Raw genomic sequence first — 20,985 nt, 5'->3', positions numbered from 1 at the left:
ATTACTGAAGGAATCTGACACATATATTAATGATGGGAGAGCATTCATTATGTGGAATCAGGTTTACAATCCCTTTGATAATGCTGTTCTGTCGACACTAGCCGCTGCGATACCTGTCGTTATCCTGCTTGCATTGATTGCTTCCAACAAAGTCAAAGTTCATCTTGCAGCAATTATTGCGCTCATCGCCGCCAATCTTGTCGCCATCTATATTTTCACCATGCCCGCCGACTTGTCGTTGCGTGCTTCATTGCTGGGGGTCATTACCGGCTTTTTCCCCATCGGGTGGATCGTTCTCAACGTCATTTTCCTCTACCGGCTGACAGTTGAAAAAGGCGTGTTCGAGACCTTGCAAAATACGATCGGCGGCGTGACACGCGACCGACGATTGCAGATCCTGCTCATCGCATTCTCGTTCGGAGCCTTCTTTGAAGGCGCTTCCGGCTTTGGAACGCCGGTTGCCGTAACGGCGGCAATCCTTATCGGCCTTGGGTTCTCGCCGCTCGCAGCGTCTGGGCTTTCGCTTATCGCCAATACGGCTCCTGTTGCCTATGGCGCGCTTGGCACACCAATTGCCGGTCTTTCCAGCGTGACCGGCATCGATCCGTTCCTGCTCGGCGCAATGGTAGGGCGGCAGTTGCCGTTCTTCTCTGTCATTATTCCGTTCTGGGTGGTGTGGGCCTTTGCGGGCTATAAGGGGATGAAGGAAGTCTGGCCTGCCATTCTGGTTACAGGCCTGTCCTTTGCCATTCCGCAGTTCCTCATTTCGAACTACATCAATCCCTGGATCGTCGATATCGGTGCTTCGCTGATCTCCATGGCCTGCCTCATCGGCTTTCTGCGCATATGGCAACCAAAGGTCATCTGGACATCGACCGCCCTGCGCATTCGAGATGATTCCGCCAGCCAGGTGCCGCCGGTAAAACAATCGAAGAAAGAGCCGACTCGCGCTGAAGTCTGGGCATCGCTGACGCCATGGATCATCGTCTGCGCAGTGTTGTTGCTATGGGGGACTGATTGGTTCAAGGGCTCGGTCAATCCGTGGGCCACATGGAACTATCCTGTGCCGGGCCTAAACGAGCAGATCATGAAAGTTGCGCCAATCGCGGCAACACCAACGCCAGAGAAAGCCGTTTTTGCATTTACATGGTTGTCTTACACCGGCTCGGGCATGCTGATTGCAGCCATCATTTCCGGATTTCTCATGGGCTATACACCGCTTGAGCTCATCCGCAGCTATGGACGCACGCTCAAGCTTTGCTCCTACTCACTCATCACCATTTCCGCAATGCTGGCAATCGGCACGCTCACACGGCTGTCCGGCATAGATGCCACTCTCGGGCTGGCCTTTGCAACGACCGGAGTACTTTATCCGTTCTTCGGCACTTTGCTTGGCTGGCTCGGGGTGGCGCTAACAGGTTCTGATACGGCATCGAATGTGCTGTTCGGCAATCTGCAGAAGATAACTTCGGAGCAGCTTGGCCTTTCGCCAATTCTCATGGGTGCGGCCAACTCTTCCGGCGGTGTCATGGGCAAGATGATTGATGCACAATCAATCGTCGTCGCATCAACCGCAACCAACTGGTACGGGCATGAAGGAACAATCCTGCGCTTTGTCTTCAAGCATTCGATTGTTCTGGCCTGTCTGGTCGGCATTCTGGTCATGCTGCAGGCTTACGTCTTTACGTGGATGATTGTGACGCCACCTTGATCGACTCGGCCAAGATGGAAAAAGCGCAGCCAGTGGCTGCGCTTTTTGTTTGAGGATCAGAGTTTTATCTCGCCTTCTTCTTCGCCGTCCCAGTAATGGGCCCGGTCTGCGTGCACCTTGATCATCGCCAATCCCTTGGTATCGACACCGTCCTTGAACCAATCGTCGAGATCCGGCGTCCAGTGTTCTTCGAATTTCTTCTTGTCCTTGATAACCTCTGCCTTTCCTTCAAGGGAAATCGCAAAGGCTTTCTCTCCCTGAAAAGTCAGCGCAACTTTGGAATTCCCGCCAATATCGGCGACCATATGTGCGTCATCCCACGTGAAAAAATAGGAATCTCCGTCATAATCGACCTGCCGATTATTGCTCATCGGGCGACCGGCAATGGCACCGTTTTTGGTATGCGTCATCAACATGCAGATATCGATATCGCGCATCTTTTCTGCGAGGTAGGAAATATTCTTGCTCATGGCTTGCTCCCTTTTCGTTATGAAAGGGCAACGCACCAGGCAAGGTTTGGTTCAGTATTGTTGCCTTCACAAGAGCCTTATTTTGCCCTCGCAAACATTTGTTGACTTGCAATATTGGATGCGGCATTTTCAAAAGATATTGAAGCGGTTCAGGCTTAAAACTACTCAAGGTCAAGCTGCGCCTGAATTGTCAGACTATTGTTTCCAATTACTTACTTATTTCAATAAATGGGTGTTTTATGCCTTATGACGAGCCCAAACGCGAGCCAAGTCAGCAAGAATCTAAAGTTCCGGTACGGAAAAAGTCAGTAGAAGAGGATGTGGGTTATTGGCCCGATCCTGAGCGGACTGATCAGGAAAAACTGCGGGATGATCTTTAGGGAGGACACTTGGTTCTCGATCAACCCGCGGCCTTCAGTTCCGAGCCGCTTTTAAGAACCTTGTCGCCATTTTCCTGTTCGATCAGATAGGCGGGATCGTCTTTGGATGCCTTGCGCGTCACTTCTGCACCCTTGATTTTCCGCGTAACTTTGCTGGTGAATGTGTGGACGATCTTGCCCGTGCCGGTGCCGTTTCCCCAGTCCCATTCAACGATGTTGCCATTATAGAATTTAGTCATGGTACTTCCCTGCGCTGCATCTGGTTTTCAAAGCTATAATAGCCTGAAAAGTTCCATTTGCGATAAAATGCAACTTTATGGTTGCATTTCATTTTGGTATATGCGAAATAACATGCAACAAGGAGGTTGCATGATGTTAGATCGTATCGAAAAGAACATTGAACTCAACGCACCCATTGAGAAGGTTTGGCACGCCCTGACTGACTACCAAGCTTTCGGCGAATGGTTTCGCGTTAAAATTGAAAAGCCCTTCGTGGTTGGTGAAGTTTCCACGGGTTACATCACCTACCCCGGATACGAACATGTAAAATGGCAAGTGACAATCAAGGCCATGGATGCGCCACATCTGTTCAGCTTCACATGGCACCCTTATGCCATTGACCCTGACGTGGATTACTCCGGGGAAGCTCCGACTGTGGTGGAATTCCATCTGAAGGCCACAGAAAATGGAACTCATCTGAGGGGGATCGAATCCGGCTTCGATGCCATTCCCACGCACCGCCGCAACGAGGCCATGCGTGCAAATGAGGGTGGCTGGGAAGAGCAGATGAAGAATATCAAAGCCTATGTTGAACGATAGCGCCCTCACAGATCCTGCGCCGCTGTTCGCAGCCCTTGGTGACAGAACTCGTTTGTCGCTGCTGGCAAAGCTCAGCGATGGGGAAAGCCGTTCAATTGCCGGTTTGTCGTCAGACACTGATATTACCCGCCAGGCTGTCACCAAGCACCTCAAAGTGCTTGAGGACGCCGGATTGGTGATCAGCAAGAAGGTCGGGCGAGAGAGCCAGTTTGCATTCCGGCCGGAGCCGATCAACGATATACGTGCCTATCTCGACAGTGTTTCACGTCAATGGGACGATGCTCTCGGACGACTGCGGGCTTTTGTCGAGCGTTAAAATTTGCTCTAGGCGCGCAAGCCCTCGAGCAATTGCCTTATGGCTTCCACGGCCCGGCGGGACGTGGCTTCAGGTTCCGTCGAGTTCGCAATCCAGAGGGCGACCTGAGTGGACGCCCCGGTCAGCAAACGGGCCATGGCTTCCGGGTCTACATCCTTGATAGCGCCCTCATCCCGCAACAATTTAAGATTTTCAGTCATGGAGCGAATGCAGGCATTCGTTGTTGCCCAGTTTGCTGTATCGCCCAGAATAGCTGGTCCATCCAGCAGCACGATGCGCTGTATTTCCGGCTCTAGCGCCATTTGAACGTAGATAACGTTTTCCTCGACAAATCTCTGCCAGCGGCTTGGCATATGAGCAGTGGCCTTGAACAGACGCTCGTTCATTTCGGCATCGATCTGCGCGATAACTGCTTCAAACAGGCCCTTCTTGTCGCCGAAGTGGTGATAGAGAGCGCCGCGCGTCAGCCCTGCCGATGAGGTGAAATCATCCATCGAGGCTTCCGCATAGCCTACCGTGCCAAAAGCCTGCCGTGCGGCAGCCAGCAACTTTGCACGGGTTTCAACGATCATCTCGCTACGCGGTTTGTGGGCCATCAAATTTCCTTTCACATACACTGCGTATATTAGTTGACATACGCGGCGTATGCAACTATTTCATTTATATACGCCGTGTATGTCAATGGCGGCTATCAACCGAAGGATGTCTGTCATGGCAAATCCGTACAAAGAAATTTTCGCAGCACCGGGAAGCGTTGCGTTCTCGGCTACCGGCTTCATTGCCCGCCTGCCCCTGAGCATGGTTACACTCGGTATCGTTACCATGTTGTCGCAAACCCACGGCACCTACTGGCTCGCGGGTGCGGTCTCCGCCACCTTCGCCTTGTCAAATGCGCTCATAGCGCCGCAGGTATCGCGGCTAGTTGATCGTTTTGGCCAAGGCCGCGTGCTTCCCATGTCCTCAATCATCACAGTGCTTGCACTTACAGGACTGATGCTTTCGGCCCGTTACGATGCACCCGCATGGACATTGTTCCTCTTCGCTGTTCTTTCCGGTTTCATGCCCAGCATGACCGCGCTTGTTCGCGCACGCTGGACGGAAATTTATCGCGATACGCCAAAGCTGCGCACGGCATTTGCCTTTGAATCCATTGTCGATGAGATCATCTATATGGTTGGACCTATCATCGCTATCGGCCTCAGTGTCGGTTTGTTTCCGCAAGCAGGCCCGCTTGCAGCCACGCTTTTTCTCGCCATTGGCAGCGTGCTTTTCGTTGCACAAAAATCCACTGAACCGGCAATCCATCCGCAGGATCGCACGGGCAACACTTCAGTAATCCGCCTGCCATCGCTGCAATTGATTGCCATTACATTGGCCGCTGTGGGCGCCTTGTTCGGCACTGCTGAAGTTACCGCAATCGCATTTGCCGAAGAGCAAGGCTGGAAGGCCGCAGCCAGCATTGCGCTCGCCAGCTATGCAACGGGTTCGCTCATCGTTGGCCTTGTCTTTGGCACATTGAAATTGCAAATGCCGCTGGCAAAACAGTTCCTGCTGGCAATTGGTCTGGCCATGCTGACAACGCTGCCATTGCTGATCGTCACCGGTATAAGCACTCTGTCCATTGCTCTCTTTCTGGCCGGTGCTGCTGTATCACCTACTGTGATCATTTCCATGGGTCTGATCGAACGGCTGGTCCCAGCTGCCAAACTGACTGAGGGTATCACATGGGCGATGACAGGTGTCGGCATTGGCATGGCGGTTGGTTCATCGCTATCGGGCTGGGCCATCGACCATTACGGTGCCAGCAGCGGCTTCTATGTCTCTGTCGGCTCCGGTCTGCTCGCCTTCATCGCTGCAGTCACCTTCTATCTAAACTTTGGCCCCAAACCGCACGGGCAGCTTAAAACAGCGCTCTAATCACCAGTATCAACAAAAAAGAGCAGGAAGGTTTGCGCTTCCTGCTCTTTGCCTTTCATAATTTGCTCTACCGCGATGCAACGTTGGTTGAGCCACCCGGCAGGCGGGCAACCACGACCAGTTGTGTGATCTCGCCCCGCTTGAAGGCTGCAAGGAAACGCTTGTAATCCTTGAATACCAAGCAGCCGTTTGAATCGCCGCGCTTGCCCAACATATAGGTATGAGCCAGCAAGCCGTCACGCCCGAAGATCTTGCTTGGATCGAGCGGGTTGAGTCTGATCGCCTCCACCCCGTGGAACAGAGCTTCTCGCATCGTCAACCTGTAGGTGTGCGGCGGTGTTGCCCCACGCATCTTCTTGTGCACAAAACGTGGATCGTCGAGCATCGGTCCAAGACCGGAATGCGCTTCAAGACGTTCGCCGTTCGGCATATAAACCGTCTTCTGCTCAATGCTGTAGATGGCCGTACGGGCTCGGGCAGTCAGCACCGGCGCGGGACGGTAGCTCGGGGCGATATCCTGAATATTGTTGTCCTGCGGCGCATAGGCCATCACCTGCGGTGCGCGCTTTGCAGCATCGACAAGCCGCTTTGGTCTCATGCCTGGTAAGGGGATTTCCGTATCATCGTCCGTTTCGGCCAGAACAAGGCTGAACGGTTCCTGCGGCGATGTACCAATGGCCGGACCGGGTTCTTCGAGCGCCACGATTTCCGCCGGTGCAGGCGCATCGAGGGAACTGTAAGACCGGACGGGCGTATAGATCGATGCGACCTGCATCATATCAAGACCGGCGGCGCGCGCTTCAAAGGCATCTGGATCAAGCGGCGGTTTCGCCGCCACCACCACTTTGGGCTTTGGCGGGGTAATGACAATCACTTCGCCATCCTGCCCGATAACAGAGCCTTCATCCAAATCGCTGACCTGCCAGCCCGCCTGCTTCAGCTCCGGCACACGTGGAAATTTCGGTGTTTTCCGCGTCGTATCGTAGGTAACCAAAGCCACGGAATGTGCTGCGAAAGGACGTATAGCCGGATTACCGGCGCTCGCCGAGGCATGCGGGACAACACCACGCTGCAGACTGACGACGGCAGCAACAGCGCCCAGAGAGCCTATTACACCCATACCTGCAAGGAAGGCGGCGGACAGAAATCTCCGCCCTGTATGACGGTCTTTGTTGGCTTTAGGCTTGGCGCCCCTGACCGTCTTGACTGCAAACGCCATGATACAAGCTTCCCGAACTCTTTACTCAACACATCAGCACCCCGCAAAATCACTGCCGTAAGGGCAGGATTATGGCCGAGGGCAAAACACATGCCCGAATGGCGATTGCTGACGAAAACAGAGAATGAAGAAACTTGGTTACCAAGTGGTTGATGGCATTCAAGACTGACGGATTTGTCCGCCGAATTCGGTCAGACGTTCCACTGCATGGGCGGGTGCGATAATCTGCTCGGGGAAATAAAGCCCTGGAGCGACCGGCTCGCCGCCACTCAGACCAAGCAATCGCTCGATACCCAGAGCAACGCCAAGCGCAGTCAAACCGGACACGCCTTGCGGAGCGACAATGTCAATGCGTGAGCGCCCTTCGCTGCCATCCTTTCGTTCGCCTTCGATCTCGATGATCATGTCATGCGAGGGTGATCCGCCATGTCGGCTGCCCTCAGTCTGTCCCATGCCATAATCAAAACGCACGGAACTCAGGCCGGTTGATGCGGCAAGGCTCAATACATCAAGCACACTCATGCCATGCACGTCGATCTCCGCGCCCGTCATATCCCGGACGCTTCGGCCAGCTAGAGGTTCGCCAGCCCAACGCCAGATGCCCGCATCAAGCAGGAGCGGACGCGGGGAATTTTGCGCGATCTCTTCGACATCGGCATAGGCCATGGGCCCACCTACATCTCCTTCATCAAGAATTACGGCGATCTCTATGGAGCGTACCGCCCGGAACTCATCCGCAAAGTGACGGGCAGGCATCGTCGCCATCCCTGCCGTCCAATGACTGGCGAGCAGGATAGGTGCGCTCTGCGGCTTGTACATATGGAACGCGACCGCCGGTCCGATTTCAAAAGCGCCATCGGCCATGCTCAGATATGGCAGGCCTTTTGCTTGAGCATATTTTAGCGGGTTGAGCGTGTTTTCTTTCAGAATAGCCACAACGGCGCTGTAGTCTGCACCCGCGTCAAGTCCCAGATCGGCACGCTGGATATCCACCTGCACGACATGCGCATTGCCAACTTCTGCTGCAAGCGTATGGGCTTTTTCCTGATCGCGGCCAGCGATTGCGATGGGCAGGTCCGGATAGAGCTTGCGCAGTATCCTGACTGTACGGCTGCCGACAAATCCGGCAGCGCCTAGAATGAGAACGGGGGCATTTGTGTGATTGGTCATGGCAGGGCTTCCCAGCTTATATTACTATTAGTAAGTTACTATTAGTAATATAACTGAGCGCTTGTCAAGCCAGGTAAAATCAGCACCGCACGGCTCTGTCGATCAACTCCCGACGCTGCCGCGCTGGCGCGTTGCCCACCGAATACCGCCGGCAACTGCTATGGCAAGGAGAGGCCATGCGGCCCAGAACGTACCTTCCCATGAAAGAAGATTGATCCCGACAAGCAGCAGTCCGACAACGGCAAGCGTGCCAATAAAACGATCGATATTATGCGTTTTCCGCACCCAGAGCAGCGCGGCCGCCAAAGCCATGAAGAACACCGGCCAGCGAGCCCAGAATTCGCCTTCCCATGAAAGCACATTGATCCCGATGAGCCCGGCGGCAATTACCGCCAGCAGCCACAGGCTCACATTTCTGGGCGCCGTATCTATACTTCTTGCCGTCGCCTGCTCGGCAGCGGGGTAAACAGGCTCGACAAAAGGTTTTGCTGGCGTTTCCGGAGCCTTTTCCTCGCCAATGCGCACGGCATAGCTGAGGACGCCACCTTCAATATTCTTGACCTGAAGCTGTCCCAGACATTCAAAACCCACGGCAACCTTGTTGCGGACCTGATCGTAGACAGTGTTCGAAATCACGATGCCGCCAGCGGAAGCCGAGGCTTGCAGACGGGCCGCGACATTCACACCATCGCCGTAAATATCATCGCCTTCCACAATCACATCGCCGAGATTGATGCCGATGCGAAAGAGCATGCGCGTTTCGTCCGGTCGGTCGGAATTGTAACCGGCAAGTTCGGTCTGCACATCAAGGGCAGCGCGTACCGCTTCAACAACACTGGAAAACTCGGCTATCAACCCATCGCCCCATGTATTGATGACCCGCCCGTGATGGGCATCGATCAGCCTGCTCATGGCATCGCGGTAGTATTTGAGCGTGTGGAGCGTTCCTTCCTCATCATCCCGCATCATGCGGGTATAATCCTGAACATCGGCGGAAAAGATCGTGGTCAGCTTACGACGCGTCTCGGGCATGCGTCCGTTCTCCCCGGATTATTGCCTTGCTGATACAGCGAGGAAGCCTCGCTGTATCGCCTGTAGAATATAGGCTGAGACGACTTGTGGGAAGGCTCATTTGCGCCCCTTCACTCCGCTTGATGTTAAACACCAAAAATACTCATCGCTTGGCTGGCTTGCCTAACGCATTTCCCACCCTTAAATAAATCCGCGAAGGACGACCTTCCGCTGCGCCGCAGTGCTTCAGACAATCCGGGACGGCCCGACAGTTCAAAAGGATGGTCGTCATGGCCTGGATTATTCTCATTGTTGCCGGACTTTTCGAAATCGGTTGGGCCATCGGGCTCAAATATACCGATGGCTTTACCAAGATCACTCCCTCCGTACTCACGGCCGGCAGCATGATCATCAGCGTGGTCCTGCTCGGGCTTGCTCTGCGTGATCTCCCCGTAGGCAGCGCCTATGCGGTGTGGACCGGGATCGGTACAGTCGGCACGGCACTGCTCGGCATGTATATTTTCGGTGAACCCGCAACAGTGGTGCGGCTGGTGTGCATCGGGCTCATCGTTGCCGGAATTGGCGGGCTAAAGTTCCTGGCTTAGCTATGTAGCAGAAGCATTCTGCGCGGCTCGCCCTTCGATTAGCTCAGGAGGGCTTGCATTAAACTTGTGCGTGGTTCGACGGGGCTCACCATGAGAAAGGTATGCTGAGTGCACAAACATCGCCAATACCGGCCGTTTTGGCTCTTGCCACACGCCATCTTTCCTCATGGTGAGCCCCGTCGAACCACGTATTAGGGTTTGCAAGCTACCAATGGAGAGACCAATCATCACCATTGGTTTCAGGTTCAGCATCCCTTAAAGTAACAGCATGACCGACCAGCCAGACACCGCCCTCTCCTCTTCCGAAGTTGAACGCTATGCCCGCCATATCATCCTTGGCGAGATTGGCGGTCCCGGCCAGCAGAAGCTGAAGCGTGCGCGTGTTCTGGTGGTGGGTGCTGGCGGGCTGGGTGCGCCGGTCCTGCAATATCTTGCAGCCGCGGGCATTGGCACACTTGGCATTATCGATGATGACCGCGTTTCCCTGTCAAATCTGCAGCGGCAGATCATTCATTCAACCGATCTTGTCGGCGCTCCCAAGGGAGAAAGCGCCGCGCGCGCCATTGCCGCCATCAACCCCCATGTCATTGCAGAAGTGCATGATATGCGCATTGCTCCGGACAATGCCGCTGATCTCATCAGCCGTTACGATATCGTTGTTGATGGATCCGACAATTTCGATACGCGTTATCTGCTCGCCGATACCTGTCACGAGCAAAAGCGTCCGCTGGTTTCGGCAGCGCTCGGGCGGTTCGATGGGTCATTGACCACGCTCATGCCCTATGCCACGAACGAATCCGGGGGTTCGAATCCCTCCTACCGGGACCTATTCCCCACTCCGCCCCCACCCGGTCTTGTGCCAGCTTGTGCGGAGGCCGGTGTTCTGGGTGTTCTGCCGGGTGTCATCGGCACATTGCAGGCAACCGAGGTCATCAAGCTGGTCACAGGCATAGGCGAGCCATTGATTGGCAAGCTGCTGCTTTATGATGCGCTGACCTCGCGTTTTGAAACAATCAAATACAAGGCCCGGAAATCCGATGGCGCTTGAGCTTTCAGCCGAACAGCAGGCCATAGCCAACGGTTTGCGGGGCGAAGGCGCTGCCATGGCCATGCGTATCGTTGCTGCCACCGCGCGGTTGATGGGCGCGCCTTCGTTGATCCCGATTGCTTCCGCGCATATTGACGGCGCGCTCTATCATGGCGACAGCGGCACGCTGTTTGCGGAAAAGCTGGTCGAAGGCGACGCAAAGGTTGCGGTGCGCGCCACGCTGAATGTCGGTTCGCTCGACCTTACAGGTTGCTCGAAAAACCGCCTTCCTGTGCATGAGCGCGATATGGCGCGACGTATGATGGATGCCTATCGCACGCTTGGCTGCGAACCGAGCTGGACCTGCGCGCCCTATCAGGCAGGCCATCGACCAGCGCTTGGCAGCGACGTCGCATGGGGCGAATCCAATGCCGTTGTTTTCTGCAATTCAGTGCTTGGTGCACGCACCAATCGATATGGCGATTTCTTAGACATTGCCTGTGCCATTGCGGGTTTTGCGCCCTATTACGGCTTTCATCGCCCGGAAAATCGCCGTGCCACGGTGGTATTCGATGTTTCTGACCTTGAGCCTACATTTCTAACATCGGAAGTGGCGTGGCCGATCCTTGGCAGTCTGTTCGGCCGCGAAATTGGTGATGCGGTCGGCGTGGTTGCGGGGATCAATGCTCACCCCGGCGAAGATGCGTTGAAAGCTTTTGGTGCCGCCTCCGCTTCGGCGGGTGCCGTTGGGCTTTTCCATGTGGCTGGCGTGACCCCCGAAGCGCCGGACCTTGCAACAGCGCTGCATCATCAGGCTCCGCAAGCGACAATCAAAGTCACCAACGAGATGGTTATGGATTCGCGCCGCCGTCTTTCTACCGCGCAAGACATGAAGCGTATTGACGCCGTTGCTATCGGCAGCCCGCATCTTTCCACAGTGGAGTTTGACCGGCTGGAAAATCTCATTGCCGGGCGCAAACTAAAGATACCGCTCTATGCCTGCACGGGTCGCCACGCTCTCGCGGCACTGGAGGGCAATGGCCGCCGCCAGTTGCTGGAAGCTTCTGGCGTTATCATTGTTGCTGACACCTGTGTGGTGGTTACGCCTATCCTGCCTGACATCAAGGATGCGGTGCTGATGACCAATTCCGGCAAATTTGCGCATTACGCACCCGGCAATACCGGCTATGGCGTCATTTACGGATCAATGGCCGAATGCGTCGAAAGTGCCGTGCTGGCAAAACCGGTCTTTGGTGCAGCGGCATGAAAGCGGCAATTCTTGTCGAGGGTCAGGCAACTCGGGCCGAAGCGCTGGTGCTGACAGCGCCGATCAGCTTTTGGGGCGGCGTTAATCCGAAAACCGGGCTGATTGCCGATGTGCGCCACCCGCAGCACGGCATTTCCATCACCGGCAAGGTACTTTGCCTTCCCGGCACGATTGGCTCGTCTTCCGCTGCAGCGGTGCTGCTTGAGCTTGTTTCGGCCAATCTCGCCCCCGCTGCCATCATCCTGCACGAGCCAGATGCAATTTTGCTGCTTGGCCTGATCGTCGCGCAGGAGATGGGCCACACTACGCCAATGGCTTTGCGGTTGGATCGCGGGGAGTTTGCGGGGTTAGTTGAGCGGCAAGTTCTTATTAGTGCTGAAGGTTCAATCAGCTTTAGCTAAAATCGTGGCATTAGTGGTTTGCCAACCTCAGGCTCAATTCTCACCGTTCGCGCGGTAGCACCCGGTCTGGCGGCCTGTGGCCATCGATGAAGGTGCGGATATTGATGATTACTTTCTCACCCATGTCGATACGGCCTTCCAGCGTGGCGGAGCCCATATGCGGCAAGATCACCACCTTGCCTGCCTTGGCGAGCTTGCGCAGCTTGGAATTGACGGCGGGCTCATGCTCGAACACATCAAGCGCTGCACCCGACAATTTGCCCTGATCCAGTTGATCGATCAACGCCTGCTCATCGATTATCTGGCCACGCGCCGTATTGACGATGAACGCCGTTGGCTGCATCAGCGCGATGCGGCGTGCCGAGAGTAAGTGAAATGTTGCAGGTGTCGAAGGACAATTAACCGAGATGATGTCCATACGGGCGAGCATCTGGTCGAGGCTTTCCCAATAGGTGGCTTCCAGCTCTTCCTCGGTCTTCGGGCTTACCGGTTTGCGGTTGTGATAATGGATCGAAAGGCCAAAAGCCTTGGCGCGGCGCGCCACAGCTGTTCCAATTCGGCCCATCCCGACAATGCCAAGGCGCTTGCCCCAGATGCGGCGTCCAAGCATCCATGTCGGCCCCCAGCCTTCCCATTTGCCATCATCGAGCAGGATGGAAGCGCCCTCGACCAGACGGCGTGGCATGGCCAGCATCAGCGCCAGCGTCATGTCGGCGGTGTCTTCGGTCAGGACATTCGGCGTGTTGGTCACGGTGATACCGCGCGCGGCGGCTGCAACAACATCGATATTATCGGTGCCATTGCCGAAATTCGCGATCAGCTTGAGGTTCGGGCCTGCCGCCTTGATGACTTCTTCATCAATACGATCGGTAACAGTCGGCACGAGAACATTGGCCTGCGAAACTGCCTCTATAAGTTCCGCCTTGGTCAGCCGCCGGTCATCTACGTTCAGCCGCGCTTCGAAAAGTTCGCGCATGCGCGTCTCGATTGGATCCGGCAATTTGCGGGTAATTACGACCAGAGGCTTTTTGCTCACCAATATTCCCCTCCCTTTCGCCTGCAATATTGAGAGCTCTTTAACCAAACCGTTGCAAACTGTCCTTGCTAACTAGCCGCTCGGATACTTGTCTATCAAGGGTGCGGACAGAAGACAAAGAAAAACAAGGATCGTTCAAGGATCGGGCGGAAATTGTCCGCATTACGGGCCGAACGATGAAGGACCAATATTGTTGAACTTTAAGAAATTCCGCCTCTTCACCATCACTGCAAGCCTTGCGGCGGCACTCGTTCCGGCAATTTCGCTGGGAGTTCCGCATCTTTCCAGCGCCACCGCTGCAGGACAGATCGGCCCGAGCGGACTGCCGCTGCCGCGTTTCGTCAGCCTGAAGCCCGGGCGCGTCAACCTGCGTGTTGGACCCGGACGGGACTATGCGGTGACTTGGCTGTTCCTCAAGTCCGGCCTGCCTGTAGAGATCGTACAGGAATATGACAACTGGCGGCGAATTCGCGATTCGGAAGGCACCGAGGGCTGGGTTTACCAATCTCTGCTCTCCGGCAAGCGCACCGGAATGACAGCGCCTTGGCAAAAGGACAAGGACGGCGTCATGCTCAATGTCTTCTCCAAGGCGGATGACAAGACAGCTGTTGTTGCCAAAGTGCAGCCGGGCGTACTCGGCACGCTAAAAAACTGTAACGGCGATTTCTGCCGTGTGGTCTTCGGCGGCGCAAGCGGCTGGATGCGCCAGACCGATATCTGGGGTGCCTATCCCGGCGAGAAGTTTGACGATTAAGCTGGTGAAGGTGCGGCCACCCTGCCTTTCCGGAAAACAACAAAGCTGATTGCCGCAAGTATCCAGACGCCAACCGCGCCGTAAAGCATGACCCAGCCAAAGCCGTGGATGAGCGCTTCCCGCACGACCGGCGCGGACAGCAGTGCTTCAACCCCGGCAATATTTCCGGATGCAACGCCTTCAGCCGTGGAGTGCAATTTTGCCACGTCAATGCCGGGTTTAATTCGCTCAATATATGAAGCAACGCCGCTGACCAGGATGAAGCCCATCAGGGCTATATTTATAGCCAGCGATGTCATGCGGGCGCTCATGTCTATGCCAGATGCCATGCCCGCACGGCTGCTTTGAACCGAGCCGGTCGTGGTGTTGGTCACAGGCGTATTGGTTATCCCGAGGCCGATACCTGCCAACAGCGAGCCGGGAAGCATTGTCAGCCAGCTGGCACTTGCCCCGCCACTGCCGAGCCACATCAAGGCAAAGCCGAGCCCGATTGTGAACAGACCTGCGGGAATGACTACGCCCGGTTGATAGTGCAGCGAAAGTTTTTCGCCCAGCGGAGGAAATATCAGCGTTGGCAGCGTATAGGCCAATAAAGCAAGCCCCGTAGCAACGCTGCCATAGCCTAGTCCGCCCTGAAAATAGATCGGCATATAGATCATGAATGGCCAGAAGCTGAAATTCATTGCCATCGAGCCGAGCAACGCTCCCGAGAAATTTCTCACACGGAAAACCGAGAAGTCGAACATGGGATATGTATGGGTCATTTCGATGATGATGAAGGCAATCAGGCTCGCTGCCGAGACGGCAAGAATGCTGAGTGCGATTGTGCTCGTAAAGCCGAGGCTCGGGCCCTGTGTAATGAAATAGACGAGACAGAACACCGCCAGCGAAAAGGTGATCATGCCGAAAATATCCAGACGCTTCGCATCAGGATCGCGAGACTCCTTTACGCCGCCCAGCGCCAGAACAAGCGTCAATGCGGCAATCGCCACATGGACAAGAAACACCCATTTCCAATCGATCGCAGCGACAATCAGCCCGCCAATGATCGGCCCAAAACCAAGCCCAATGCCAAAGACAATACCCCATATGCCGAAGGCGCGGCCACGTTTCCTTGCCCCCTGAAACTGTTCGGAAAGTATGGCGATCTGCGTGATCAGCATAATGCCGCCGCTCATGCCCTGAAGGAACCGACTGACGATAAGCACACCCATGCTTTGAGCCAGTCCGCATATTAGCGATGTGATGCCGAAAAGCGCGATGCTGATAACAAACAGCCTTTTCCGGCCGAAGCGATCCGCGAGTGTACCCGCAGCCATTAGCACAGCAGTGCAGGCAATCGTATAGGCGTTCATCACCCATTGCAGTTCGTTGAAACTGCCGTGCAGTACCTTTTCGAGAATGGGCAGGATCACCGGTACGCTCGATATCTCCAGACCGAACATGAGAGACGCAAGGCACACTGCTGCCAGCGCAAAAGCACTTGTACCAGAGTGAGAGTTTGTCATGGGGGCTTGCTCCTTGCTGAGATGAGGTGCCGCCGTTGTAGCCAAGAGCCATTCATGATAGAAATGATTTAATTTTGTGGATTTATTATAAATGGTCATTAATTATGATTATCGACTTCGATCCCGCTCTGCTGCGTGCTTTTGTTGCTGTTGTTGATACGGGAAGCTTCACCCGCGCCGCGCAACGCCTGAACCTCACCCAGTCTGCCATCAGCCACCAGATCAGGCGCCTGGAAGAACAGGTAGGCCGCCCGCTTTTGCATCGCACGACCCGCAGTCTTACCCTGACCGAGGACGGCGAAGATTTCCTGCGCAGCTCCGAGCAAATCATTGAGATGCTGGATTCGCTGACACGTCGCTTCAAGCCCTCGCCCGTCTCCGGGATTGTGCGTTTCGGTGTGCCGGAAAACTTCATGGGCGACCGCCTGCCAACTTTGCTGTGCCAGTTCGCCCGCAGCTTTCCTGCCGCACGCCTCGATGTTCATGTCGGCCCGTATATCGACCTGCGCGTTATGGTCGAGAATGATGATCTGGATCTGGCTGTTGTGCTGGCAGGAGAAGAAGATTCGGACAAGGCCACTATATTGCGCTGGACCCAGCTCGTCTGGGTTGCGTCCGATACTTTTACGATCGCTTCCGGCGCCTCCCTTCCCCTCGCTTTATCGCCAATACCCTGTTTCCACAGGCAAGCGGGAGTTGCTGCGCTCGACCATACCTCCATTCAATGGCACGTGGTGTTTACCTCACCCAGTCAACACGGCCTGCATGCGGCGGTGCTGTCGGGACTGGCAATTACCGTACTGCCGGAAAGCGACGTCCGGCCGGGCATGAAAGTCATTGATGGACAGTACGGGCTGCCATCACTGCCGCAGGCAGCCTTCACCCTGATCTGGAGTGGCGGCAGCAAAACCGCTGCGGCACGGGAGTTCGGCAAGCTGATTTCAGACATGCCTGAACCGCCCAAAGCTGCTCCAGCGCCTAAATCTGCCAGAAGGCTCGCTTAGGGTCGTGCCTTCAAGGCTTTCCGGCAAATTCCGTGATTTTTGAGACGAGTTCGGCATCCTGGCCGTTAAAGCCATGATGCGCCCGCGAATTGCAGGGATTATTTTCGGTAATACCTCCACTCAACCAGACAACTCTCGCCCTGCCACCGGCCCATGCAAGAAACGGGTCAACTCCGCCAGCCTTGGTAAAGCGGCAGGTATCTTCGCGATGATGTATTACCAAGGTTGGTGGCAAGAGTTCCGCATAGGGCAGGATTGTCATCATGTTGGTCGATGGTCCTGATCCACGGCTGAGAAAGCCCGATGTCAGCACCAGCCTGTCAGGCTTGGCACCTTCGACCAGCCCCTGCGCTGCACGCTGCGTGCCCGCGCTTGTGCCCACCACCGTCACTGGCCGCTTGATCTTGGCCATTGCCTTGACAGCTGCAGGCAGACTGGTGCCGCTTTCAACCAGCAGCACGTTGAAACCTTTTTGGGCAAAAGCATCACGATTACGGATGAGCACATTGTCACCACCGCTGCTGAACTTGGCATCCGGCCCAACATCCAGCTTGCCATTGCCGCCAGTCAGAAGAATCAGACTTGCCTTCGCATCATCTTTTCGGATGAGAATGTTGCTCACACCGCCAATGGAGATTGTTTCGCCGCCGCTAACCACAATACTGACAGGGGCATCACTTGTCTGTGCAGAGGCAACTCGGGTCAAAGTCGACGTAAACATCAAACTCAAGATGACTGCTGCCGCCACCTGCTGCCAATATCGTGTTCGCGCCATGATCAGTGTCTCCATCTCAACTTTGGTACTTCTCGAAATACTGTACCGGCTTCTACCGTGCAGCTTGTAATCCACGATAGAATCTGAAAATTGCGAGAGATATGCGTAGCATCTTTGCGTCAGCCAGCAGCATTATAAAGTCTTATGGACACAGAAAACATGGCGCACTAGTACGGTGCTTCGCGCCAGATAAAATCGAAATAAATATTTCTGAGTTTGAGAAAACGATTAACCGCGTTTCTTGCGCAGACGAATAACGATGTCGACATTCACAATTTCCATGCCTTCCGGCACCGGCGGCAAATGCCCTACCATTGTAGAGCCATCCGGAATGTCGATAACCTCATTTTCACCTTCAACGAAAAAGTGATGATGATCAGAGGTATTGGTATCAAAATAAGTTTTGGCACCCTCAACAGCCAGAATGCGCAGCATCCCCGCCTGAGTGAATTGATGCAGCGTGTTGTAGACCGTTGCAAGCGAAACCGGCACATCGGCGCCAAGAGCTTCTTCGTGCAATTCTTCTGCGGAAAGGTGACGGTCACCTTTGGAAAAAATCAGGTTGGCAAGTGCAATACGTTGACGGGTAGGACGCAGACCAGCAAAGCGCAGGCGCTCCTGCAAAGGAACGTCGTCGTCGATTTCATAAGAAATATGCATGGCGCTTGTGCCACTCCGTTAACTGATATCCAAAGTCACACAACAGATTTTTATCTGGCGTGCTACACCAATGATATATGCCGTCTTGCGAAATCGATCAATAGGCAGCAATTACGCCATTAGTATGTGTTTGAAAGCAGACCAGAACCATTAATTTCGCACTGTTTCCGATCAAAGCAAGGGTTCCATTTACGCTTGGTTTGCTCTAGGAAGCGTTTTCAGGCGGAAATACTCTGTGATAGGGTTCCTGCAAGCCTGGATGTCGTGCGTCCCAAGCGCAAGATTAGAAGTTACCGATGGGAGAAAGAATGCCAGAACAGAAATCAAGCTACGGCTATGAAGAGCTCCTAGCCTGTGCCCGTGGAGAGATGTTCGGTCAGGGCAATGCCCAATTGCCAGCACCACCCATGCTGATGTTCGACCGCATTACCGAGATTTCTGAAACGGGCGGTGAAAACGGCAAAGGTTATATCCGCGCCGAATTCGACATCAAACCTGATCTCTGGTTCTTTCCTTGCCACTTTATTGGCGATCCTGTCATGCCCGGCTGTCTCGGGCTTGATGCCATGTGGCAGTTGACGGGCTTCTATCTCGGCTGGCTGGGCGAACCCGGTAAGGGCCGCGCGCTTTCCACGGGCGAGGTAAAATTCACCGGAATGGTTACGCCGAAAAATAAACTTGTCGAGTATGGCATTGATTTCAAGCGCGTAATGCGCGGTCGCCTGGTCCTTGGCATTGCCGATGGCTGGCTAAAGGTCGATGGCGAGACTATCTACAAGGCAACCGACCTGCGGGTTGGCCTGTTCAAGGAAAGCGCTGCCTAGTGCAAGCGCCTACCCTTTAAGGAGATCGCGATGCGGCGAGTGGTTGTAACGGGCATGGGTATTGTGTCCTCTATCGGCAATAATGTGCAGGAGGTTCTTGAATCCCTGCGCGCAGCGAAATCGGGCGTCGTATTCGCAGAAGAATATGCAGCCCATGGTTTTCGCAGCCAGGTAAAGGGTGCGCCAACACTCGACCCATCGACGCTGGTTGACCGGCGTGCCATGCGCTTCCACGGCGGCGGCACAGCATGGAACCATGTTGCCATGGATCAGGCGATTGCCGATGCCGGTCTCGATGAGAGCCACATTTCAAATGAACGCACCGGCATAATCATGGGGTCGGGCGGCTCATCCACCCGTACCATTGTTGAAGCCTCGGAAAAGACCATCGAATCCGGCTCGAGTAAGAAGGTCGGTCCTTTTGCTGTGCCAAAAGCCATGTCTTCGACAGCATCGGCAACTCTCGCCACTTGGTTCAAGATCAAGGGCGTCAACTATTCCATCTCGTCGGCCTGCGCCACTTCCAATCACTGCGTGGGCAATGCCTTTGAGATGATCCAGTATGGCAAGCAGGACATGATGTTTGCCGGTGGCTGCGAAGACCTCGATTGGACCCTTTCCGTCCTGTTTGACGGCATGGGCGCCATGTCCTCCAAATTCAATGACCGACCCTCCGTAGCCTCGCGTGCTTATGACAAGAACCGTGACGGTTTCGTTATCTCCGGCGGCGCTGGCGTTCTCGTGCTTGAAGAGCTGGAACATGCGAAAGCCCGCGGTGCCAAGATTTACGGCGAACTGGTAGGTTACGGAGTGACTTCGGACGGTGCCGACATGGTTGCTCCAAGTGGCGAAGGTGCGGCCCGCTGCATGCGCATGGCCATTGCCAATGTCAAAGGCAAGGTTGATTACATCAATCCGCATGCGACTTCGACGCCAGTCGGAGACTTAAAGGAAATTGAAGCAATCCGCGAAGTTTTCGGTTCTGGCAACCAGTGCCCGCCAATCTCGGCGACCAAATCACTTACCGGCCATTCGCAGGGCGCAACAGGCGTTCATGAGTCGATCTATTCGCTGCTCATGCTGAACAACGATTTCATCGCTGAAAGCGCCAATATCGAAGAACTCGATCCGGCATTCGAAGATATGCCAATCGTGCGCAAGCGAATAGATAATGTAAAATTAAACACCGTCCTCACCAATTCCTTCGGATTTGGCGGCACGAACGCGTCGCTGGTTTTCCAGCGCTACGAGGGATAAAAAATGGGTGATCTGATGAAGGGCAAGCGCGGTCTCATCATGGGAGTCGCGAATAGCCATTCCATTGCCTGGGGCATTGCCAAGGAACTTTCCGATAATGGTGCCGAGCTTGCTTTTACCTATCAGGGTGACGCATTTGGCAAGCGCGTTGCGCCATTGGCCGAGCAGCTCGGCTCCAAGCTTCTGCTACCCTGCGATGTCGAAGATATCGCTACGGTCGATGCGGTTTTTGAGACTTTGGAAAAAGAGTGGGGCACGATCGATTTCGTCGTTCATGCCATCGGCTTTTCCGACAAGTCGCAGTTGAAGGGCCGCTATGCGGACGTGACGACCCGCGATAATTTCTCACGCACCATGGTCATCTCCGCCTACTCCTTCACGGAGGTTGCGCAGCGCGCTTCCAGGCTGATGAAAGAGGGCGGCTCTATCCTGACGCTGACTTATGGCGGCTCGACGCGAGTCATGCCGAACTATAATGTCATGGGTGTTGCCAAGGCAGCGCTTGAGGCCATGGTTCGCTACCTGGCTGCGGATTATGGTCCGGAAGGAATTCGCGTCAATGCAATCTCTGCGGGTCCTGTGCGCACTTTGGCGGGTGCCGGTATTGGCGATGCCCGCGCCATGTTCTCCTATCAGCAACGCAATGCACCTTTGCGCCGCACTGTCGACATTGGCGATGTCGGCCGTTCGGCGCTTTACCTGCTGTCTGATCTTTCAAGCGGCGTTACCGGCGAAATCCACTATGTGGACTCCGGCTATAACATTGTCTCGATGCCGACATTGGAAGAATTGAAGAAGTCTGACGACGGCAAGGAATAGTCCGAAGATTTTTTCGGCGCAGTTGATCCGCCCTC

23 protein-coding genes are annotated in these 20,985 nt (G+C 54.9%); 13 read left to right on the top strand and 10 right to left on the bottom strand.

The features are described 5' to 3' along the window. The first annotated feature begins 49 nt into the window (after positions 1 to 49). Positions 50 to 1,711 (top strand): L-lactate permease, encoded by a 1,662-nt coding sequence (locus PMI41_RS05135; RefSeq protein ID WP_008122482.1) that lies wholly within the window; start codon positions 50 to 52, stop codon positions 1,709 to 1,711. Between the two features lie 56 nt (positions 1,712 to 1,767). On the opposite strand, the gene PMI41_RS05130 is transcribed toward PMI41_RS05135, so the two are convergent. Next, positions 1,768 to 2,181, bottom strand: coding sequence for a pyridoxamine 5'-phosphate oxidase family protein (locus tag PMI41_RS05130; protein ID WP_008122480.1), 414 nt, complete (start codon positions 2,179 to 2,181; stop codon positions 1,768 to 1,770). Positions 2,182 to 2,581: 400 nt separating this feature from the next. Continuing rightward, positions 2,582 to 2,800: a DUF2945 domain-containing protein gene (locus tag PMI41_RS05120; RefSeq protein ID WP_008122478.1), complete on the bottom strand. Its 219-nt coding sequence runs from the start codon at positions 2,798 to 2,800 to the stop codon at positions 2,582 to 2,584. Between the two features lie 133 nt (positions 2,801 to 2,933). On the opposite strand from PMI41_RS05120, the gene PMI41_RS05115 reads away from it, so the two are divergent. Together PMI41_RS05115 and PMI41_RS05110 are read left to right on the top strand one after the other, a co-directional pair. After that, the gene (locus tag PMI41_RS05115; RefSeq protein WP_040853815.1) at positions 2,934 to 3,380 is read left to right on the top strand and encodes an SRPBCC family protein; all 447 of its coding nucleotides are present in this window, start codon (positions 2,934 to 2,936) and stop codon (positions 3,378 to 3,380) included. Then, complete coding sequence (locus PMI41_RS05110) at positions 3,367 to 3,696, top strand: metalloregulator ArsR/SmtB family transcription factor (protein ID WP_008122474.1); 330 nt, start codon at positions 3,367 to 3,369, stop codon at positions 3,694 to 3,696. Before PMI41_RS05115 ends, PMI41_RS05110 begins: the two co-directional genes overlap by 14 nt. Before the next feature lie 8 nt (positions 3,697 to 3,704). On the opposite strand, the gene PMI41_RS05105 is transcribed toward PMI41_RS05110, so the two are convergent. Next, entirely contained in the window at positions 3,705 to 4,292 is a 588-nt protein-coding gene (locus tag PMI41_RS05105; RefSeq protein WP_008122473.1) for a TetR/AcrR family transcriptional regulator, read from the bottom strand. A gap of 115 nt (positions 4,293 to 4,407) precedes the next feature. On the opposite strand from PMI41_RS05105, the gene PMI41_RS05100 reads away from it, so the two are divergent. After that, complete coding sequence (locus tag PMI41_RS05100; protein WP_008122472.1) at positions 4,408 to 5,613, top strand: MFS transporter; 1,206 nt, start codon at positions 4,408 to 4,410, stop codon at positions 5,611 to 5,613. A 67-nt stretch (positions 5,614 to 5,680) separates the two neighbouring features. Here the strand turns inward: PMI41_RS05100 and PMI41_RS24165 are convergent, their stop codons facing one another. The 3 genes from PMI41_RS24165 to PMI41_RS05085 form a co-directional block, all read right to left on the bottom strand. Further along, a complete protein-coding gene (locus tag PMI41_RS24165; protein ID WP_008122471.1) occupies positions 5,681 to 6,832 on the bottom strand; it encodes a DUF2778 domain-containing protein in 1,152 nt (383 codons plus the stop codon). 159 nt (positions 6,833 to 6,991) lie between these two features. Further along, positions 6,992 to 8,002, bottom strand: a complete 1,011-nt coding sequence (locus tag PMI41_RS05090; RefSeq protein ID WP_008122470.1) for a hypothetical protein — start codon at positions 8,000 to 8,002, stop codon at positions 6,992 to 6,994. A gap of 102 nt (positions 8,003 to 8,104) precedes the next feature. Then, positions 8,105 to 9,034: an adenylate/guanylate cyclase domain-containing protein gene (locus PMI41_RS05085; protein ID WP_008122469.1), complete on the bottom strand. Its 930-nt coding sequence runs from the start codon at positions 9,032 to 9,034 to the stop codon at positions 8,105 to 8,107. Between the two features lie 269 nt (positions 9,035 to 9,303). On the opposite strand from PMI41_RS05085, the gene sugE reads away from it, so the two are divergent. The 4 genes from sugE to PMI41_RS05060 all read left to right on the top strand — a co-directional run bounded on the left by sugE (position 9,304) and on the right by PMI41_RS05060 (position 12,313). Beyond that, complete coding sequence (gene sugE / locus PMI41_RS05080) at positions 9,304 to 9,618, top strand: quaternary ammonium compound efflux SMR transporter SugE (RefSeq protein WP_008122468.1); 315 nt, start codon at positions 9,304 to 9,306, stop codon at positions 9,616 to 9,618. 268 nt (positions 9,619 to 9,886) lie between these two features. Continuing rightward, positions 9,887 to 10,666 (top strand): molybdopterin-synthase adenylyltransferase MoeB, encoded by a 780-nt coding sequence (locus tag PMI41_RS05070; RefSeq protein WP_008122467.1) that lies wholly within the window; start codon positions 9,887 to 9,889, stop codon positions 10,664 to 10,666. Beyond that, the gene (locus PMI41_RS05065) at positions 10,656 to 11,912 is read left to right on the top strand and encodes an aconitase X catalytic domain-containing protein (protein ID WP_008122466.1); all 1,257 of its coding nucleotides are present in this window, start codon (positions 10,656 to 10,658) and stop codon (positions 11,910 to 11,912) included. Before PMI41_RS05070 ends, PMI41_RS05065 begins: the two co-directional genes overlap by 11 nt. Then, positions 11,909 to 12,313, top strand: a complete 405-nt coding sequence (locus PMI41_RS05060; protein WP_008122463.1) for a DUF126 domain-containing protein — start codon at positions 11,909 to 11,911, stop codon at positions 12,311 to 12,313. The genes PMI41_RS05065 and PMI41_RS05060 overlap by 4 nt, the downstream gene beginning before the upstream one ends. A 40-nt stretch (positions 12,314 to 12,353) precedes the next feature. Here the strand turns inward: PMI41_RS05060 and PMI41_RS05055 are convergent, their stop codons facing one another. Further along, positions 12,354 to 13,355, bottom strand: a complete 1,002-nt coding sequence (locus tag PMI41_RS05055) for a D-glycerate dehydrogenase (RefSeq protein ID WP_040853888.1) — start codon at positions 13,353 to 13,355, stop codon at positions 12,354 to 12,356. Between the two features lie 253 nt (positions 13,356 to 13,608). On the opposite strand from PMI41_RS05055, the gene PMI41_RS05050 reads away from it, so the two are divergent. Beyond that, entirely contained in the window at positions 13,609 to 14,103 is a 495-nt protein-coding gene (locus tag PMI41_RS05050) for an SH3 domain-containing protein (RefSeq protein WP_244423905.1), read from the top strand. On the opposite strand, the gene PMI41_RS05045 is transcribed toward PMI41_RS05050, so the two are convergent. After that, entirely contained in the window at positions 14,100 to 15,611 is a 1,512-nt protein-coding gene (locus PMI41_RS05045) for an MFS transporter (protein WP_008122457.1), read from the bottom strand. The genes PMI41_RS05050 and PMI41_RS05045 overlap by 4 nt on opposite strands. Positions 15,612 to 15,715: 104 nt before the next feature. Between PMI41_RS05045 and PMI41_RS05040 the strand changes: the two genes are divergently transcribed. Beyond that, positions 15,716 to 16,615 (top strand): LysR family transcriptional regulator, encoded by a 900-nt coding sequence (locus PMI41_RS05040; RefSeq protein ID WP_008122454.1) that lies wholly within the window; start codon positions 15,716 to 15,718, stop codon positions 16,613 to 16,615. A 10-nt stretch (positions 16,616 to 16,625) separates the two neighbouring features. Here the strand turns inward: PMI41_RS05040 and PMI41_RS05035 are convergent, their stop codons facing one another. Next, entirely contained in the window at positions 16,626 to 17,390 is a 765-nt protein-coding gene (locus tag PMI41_RS05035) for an alpha/beta hydrolase (protein WP_008122453.1), read from the bottom strand. A gap of 228 nt (positions 17,391 to 17,618) precedes the next feature. Next, entirely contained in the window at positions 17,619 to 18,050 is a 432-nt protein-coding gene (gene irrA / locus PMI41_RS05030; protein WP_008122451.1) for an iron response transcriptional regulator IrrA, read from the bottom strand. Between the two features lie 308 nt (positions 18,051 to 18,358). Here irrA and fabA point away from each other — a divergent pair, with 308 nt between their 5' ends. The 3 genes from fabA to fabI are packed head-to-tail and all read left to right on the top strand — an operon-like array spanning position 18,359 to position 20,950. Continuing rightward, positions 18,359 to 18,874 (top strand): 3-hydroxyacyl-[acyl-carrier-protein] dehydratase FabA, encoded by a 516-nt coding sequence (fabA, locus tag PMI41_RS05025; protein ID WP_008122449.1) that lies wholly within the window; start codon positions 18,359 to 18,361, stop codon positions 18,872 to 18,874. Positions 18,875 to 18,904: 30 nt separating this feature from the next. Continuing rightward, positions 18,905 to 20,131 carry a beta-ketoacyl-ACP synthase I gene (gene fabB, locus PMI41_RS05020; RefSeq protein WP_008122448.1) on the top strand — a complete coding sequence of 409 codons (1,227 nt, stop codon included), beginning with the start codon at positions 18,905 to 18,907 and terminating at the stop codon, positions 20,129 to 20,131. A gap of 3 nt (positions 20,132 to 20,134) precedes the next feature. Then, complete coding sequence (gene fabI / locus PMI41_RS05015; RefSeq protein ID WP_008122446.1) at positions 20,135 to 20,950, top strand: enoyl-ACP reductase FabI; 816 nt, start codon at positions 20,135 to 20,137, stop codon at positions 20,948 to 20,950. Positions 20,951 to 20,985 lie beyond the last annotated feature (35 nt).

It is taken from the genome of Phyllobacterium sp. YR531, assembly GCF_000282595.1.
In the GTDB taxonomy this organism is placed as follows: Bacteria; Pseudomonadota; Alphaproteobacteria; order Rhizobiales; family Rhizobiaceae; genus Phyllobacterium.
This window is presented reverse-complemented; position numbering and strand designations above follow the sequence as displayed.